General features: G+C 64.7%; 4 protein-coding genes. 1 reads left to right on the forward strand and 3 read right to left on the reverse strand.

Annotated elements, in window-relative coordinates; genetic code table 11:
* Both AB7O82_RS32345 and AB7O82_RS32350 read right to left on the reverse strand, forming a co-directional pair.
* A partial coding sequence (locus tag AB7O82_RS32345; protein WP_428621207.1) for a YoaK family protein occupies positions 1-430 on the reverse strand: 430 nt, incomplete at its 3' end.
* A gap of 78 nt (positions 431-508) precedes the next feature.
* Positions 509-1342: a CDP-diacylglycerol diphosphatase gene (locus tag AB7O82_RS32350; RefSeq protein WP_428621209.1), complete on the reverse strand. Its 834-nt coding sequence runs from the start codon at positions 1340-1342 to the stop codon at positions 509-511.
* 44 nt (positions 1343-1386) lie between these two features.
* On the opposite strand from AB7O82_RS32350, the gene ppk2 reads away from it, so the two are divergent.
* Positions 1387-2322 (forward strand): polyphosphate kinase 2, encoded by a 936-nt coding sequence (gene ppk2 / locus AB7O82_RS32355; RefSeq protein ID WP_428552797.1) that lies wholly within the window; start codon positions 1387-1389, stop codon positions 2320-2322.
* Between the two features lie 21 nt (positions 2323-2343).
* Here ppk2 and AB7O82_RS32360 read toward each other — a convergent pair.
* Positions 2344-3597, reverse strand: a 1254-nt coding sequence (locus AB7O82_RS32360; RefSeq protein WP_428621211.1) for an adenylate/guanylate cyclase domain-containing protein, incomplete at its 5' end; no start/stop codon positions are given.

Raw genomic sequence — 3597 nt, forward strand, 5'->3', positions numbered from 1 at the left:
TCAGGAATGTCCGCGCCGCGGTGTTCTGGACCGCCATTGCGGAGGCGGCCAACAGGGCGGTGAAGAACGCACCCGAATCCTCGTGATGCTGGAACGGCGAATGCCAGACTGCGACGACCATGAAGGCGGCGAGCAGCACTACCTGGCCGAGCATCACGTGCGCGGCGGCATCGCGCTCATGGCGCTCGCGGCGGATGATGTAGAGGCGCGTCAGAACGGTGGCGAGGACGAAGATCGGGATGGCGAGCAGCTTGATCCACAGGCCATGACGGAACTCGGCCAGCGACGTCGCGATCAGCACGAAATTGCCGGTGACGTGGGCGGCGAACAGGCCGAACAGCGCGATGAAGCTCAGCGTGTCGACGAAGCCCGAGGTGAAGGCCAGAAGCGACATCGTCGGCACCGGCCCGAAGGAAGTGTCCTTGGTCATCGAAGGACATCTTACGGTGGCTTTCGCGGGCCGGCACCTCCCGGCAGGCACACCCGACAGTAGCAGTATCGCGGGCGCCTATTTTGCCCACGACTGGCAGGTCTGCTCGAGCAACTCCTCCGCATGGCCCCGATTGCCGTCGCCGGATTGGGTATCGAGCACGTAGTACTGACCGGCGATCGCGGAGCCCACGACAGCGATGCTCTGCTCGCCCATGGTCTCCTTCACCTTCGGATCGGACTGGAAGACGAGGAACGGGCTCTGCTCGCCGTCGAGCCTGGTGACCTTGAGGGCGCGGTAGAGGTTGTCATGCGGCGGCAATCGGAGCGTGACCGGCCTCGCCGGGAAGAACCCGATCGCGGCCTGGTCGAGCGCCTTCTTCACGTCCGGCCGCACGCAGGAAATGTGGATGTGGAGCTGGTTCTGCGTTCGGCCCTGCTCCGAGTTGATCGCCATTCCCGTGTCGGCCGCCGAATAGCCGGGCCATGTGCGCGACTGCGCCCAACCGTACTGCCAAAAATCCACCACGGGCGGTCGGTCCACCAGCCCGTCCTCGATCCCGGTGACCCGGCTGGTCGGAATGATCATGTAGGATCGGGGCTTCCTGGCGGAGTTGTCCTTGATAACGACGTAGCCGTTCTTCTGGTCGTGCACGCGGCAACCGACGTCGCTCGTCAACGAGCTTTCACAGCATTGCGCCAGCGCCCATAGTGTGTCGGGAGGACGCGGAAGCACGCAGCTCGCAGCCGGACCGGCAGCCGTCTGGGCCGGAGCAGGAATGGCGCGGACCGAGAGCGGTGCCGGCGCCGCCAACAGGACACAAGCGGATATCGCCAGTCTCGCTCCGAGCATCGCCATCCCCGTGTGATCGACCACTGCCGCACTGTAAGTCCAAAGTCGCGAAATTGTCATAAGCGAGCCGCACCTTCCCAAATCACGACCGTGGAGGATTCGGAATGGGCATCGAGGACCGGAATCAGAGCCTGGCGGATAAGCTGCGCAACGAGCTCGCCGACAGCATCGAAGAAGAGCTCGAGCTCGAGATCGATGACGACATGCTGGGCCGCACGACCCGCTTCGGAGGGGGCAGCCTCCGCGACGACGCAGAGCAGATCGACAGCTCCGAGCGCCACAGGTACTTCCGCGAGCTGCTCCGGCTGCAGGGCGAGCTGGTCAAGCTGCAGGACTGGGTGGTCAGTCAGAGGCTCAAGGTGGTCGTGCTGTTCGAGGGCCGCGACGCCGCCGGCAAGGGCGGCGTGATCAAGCGCGTGACCCAGCGCCTCAATCCGCGCATCTGCCGTACCGTGGCGCTCTCGGCGCCGACCGACCGCGAGCGCAGCCAGTGGTACTTCCAGCGCTATGTCGCCCATCTGCCGGCCGGCGGAGAGATCGTGCTGTTCGATCGCAGCTGGTACAACCGCGCCGGCGTCGAGCGCGTCATGGGCTTCTGCAGCGAGGCCGACGTCGAGGAGTTCTTCCGCACCGTGCCCGAGTTCGAGCGCATGCTGGTGCGGTCGGGCATCGTGCTCGTCAAGTACTGGTTCTCGATCACCGACGAGGAGCAGAACGAGCGCTTCCTGATGCGCATCCACGATCCGCTGAAGCAGTGGAAGCTGAGCCCCATGGACCTCGAATCGCGGCGACGCTGGGAGCAGTACACCAAGGCCAAGGAGGAGATGCTGTTGCGCACCCACATCCCCGAGGCACCGTGGTGGGTGGTCGAGGGCAACGACAAGAAGAAGGCCCGCCTCAACTGCATCCATCACCTCCTGCAGCAGATCCCCTACGCCGAGGTCGAGCACGAGCCCGTCATACTGCCGGCCCGCGAGCACAAGCCCGACTACGCGCGCACGCCGGTGCCGCAGACCATGTACGTGCCCTCGGTGTACTGATGGATCGCCGCTTCGTCGGCCTCAACTCTGCAGAATGACCGATGCGCCGGCCTTGCGGCCCGTCACGTGCCACACCTCCATGCGGCCTGCGCCCTTGACCTCGATCGAGCCCCTGGCTTGGCAATCGAACAGATGCTTCACCAGCTCGTAGGTGTCGCGCGTGATCTGGGTGGCGTGACGCTCGCCGTGTGATTCCATGCGGCTGGCGAGGTTCACCGCCTCGCCCCACAGATCGTAGATGAATTTCTTGCGGCCAATCACGCCGGCTACCACCGGGCCCGAATTGATACCGATGCGGAACGACAGGTCACGGCCGCCGAACCGACGCGCGGCGACCGCCGCCTGCATGTCGAGAGCCAGCTGGACCATTACCTCGGCATGATCGGGGCGCGGCCGCGGCACCCCGGCGGCGACCATGTAGCAGTCGCCGATGGTCTTGATCTTTTCCAGGTCGTACCGTTCGACCAGGCCGTCGAAGCACTGGAAGACCTCGTTGAGGAGATCGACCAGCTCCAGGGGCGACATGGTGGAAGCCATCGGCGTGAACTCGACCACGTCGGCGAACAGGATGCTGGCGGCTTCATGGTGGGCGGCGATGGTGCGCTGCTCGTTCTTGAGAGCCTCCGAGATGTCCCTGGGCAGGATGTTGAGGAGCAGCATCTCGGACCGCTCTTGGAAGTGGTTCCGCTGCCCGACGAAGTAATACAGCAGGGCGAAGGTGATCGCGATCACCGCGCCCACGTTGAGAACGAAGAACCACGTGACGAAAGCCTCGGGCAGTCCCGCCGGAACGAGATAAGGCTGCACGATCGCGCTCAAGATCAGCAGGACGACGAAGCCTGCGATCCAATACACCGTCCAGCGCAGCTCCTCGAGCAGCAGCGATACGAGCGGAGTCAGCGCCGCCCAGATGATCACGACGCTCGACTCCTTGAAGCCGCCCAAGCTCATCATCAGGAGCCAGGGCAGGATCAGGATGGCGAGCAGCTGGGTGAAGCGATAGAAGGGGAGATTGCGGGTCCACGCGAAGACCACGGTGTTGATCGGCGTCAGGATCGTGTAGCCGCCGGGAATGGCGGCGGCGAGGGGAACACCGGCTGCGAAGTAGATGGCGCTCCATAAGGCGGTGAGCGGCAAGGTGCCGACGCAGAGCAGGACCGCGAGGCGTTTCTGCAGCACGATCTCGGGGCTGTCGGCCTTGTCCATGCCGATGCGACCGGCCCAGGCGACGAAGCGTCCAACCGGATCGGCAATCCAGCCGGGCAACGCGTCCGT

The sequence above is a fragment of the Reyranella sp. genome, assembly GCF_050185545.1.
GTDB lineage: Bacteria > Pseudomonadota > Alphaproteobacteria > Reyranellales > Reyranellaceae > Reyranella.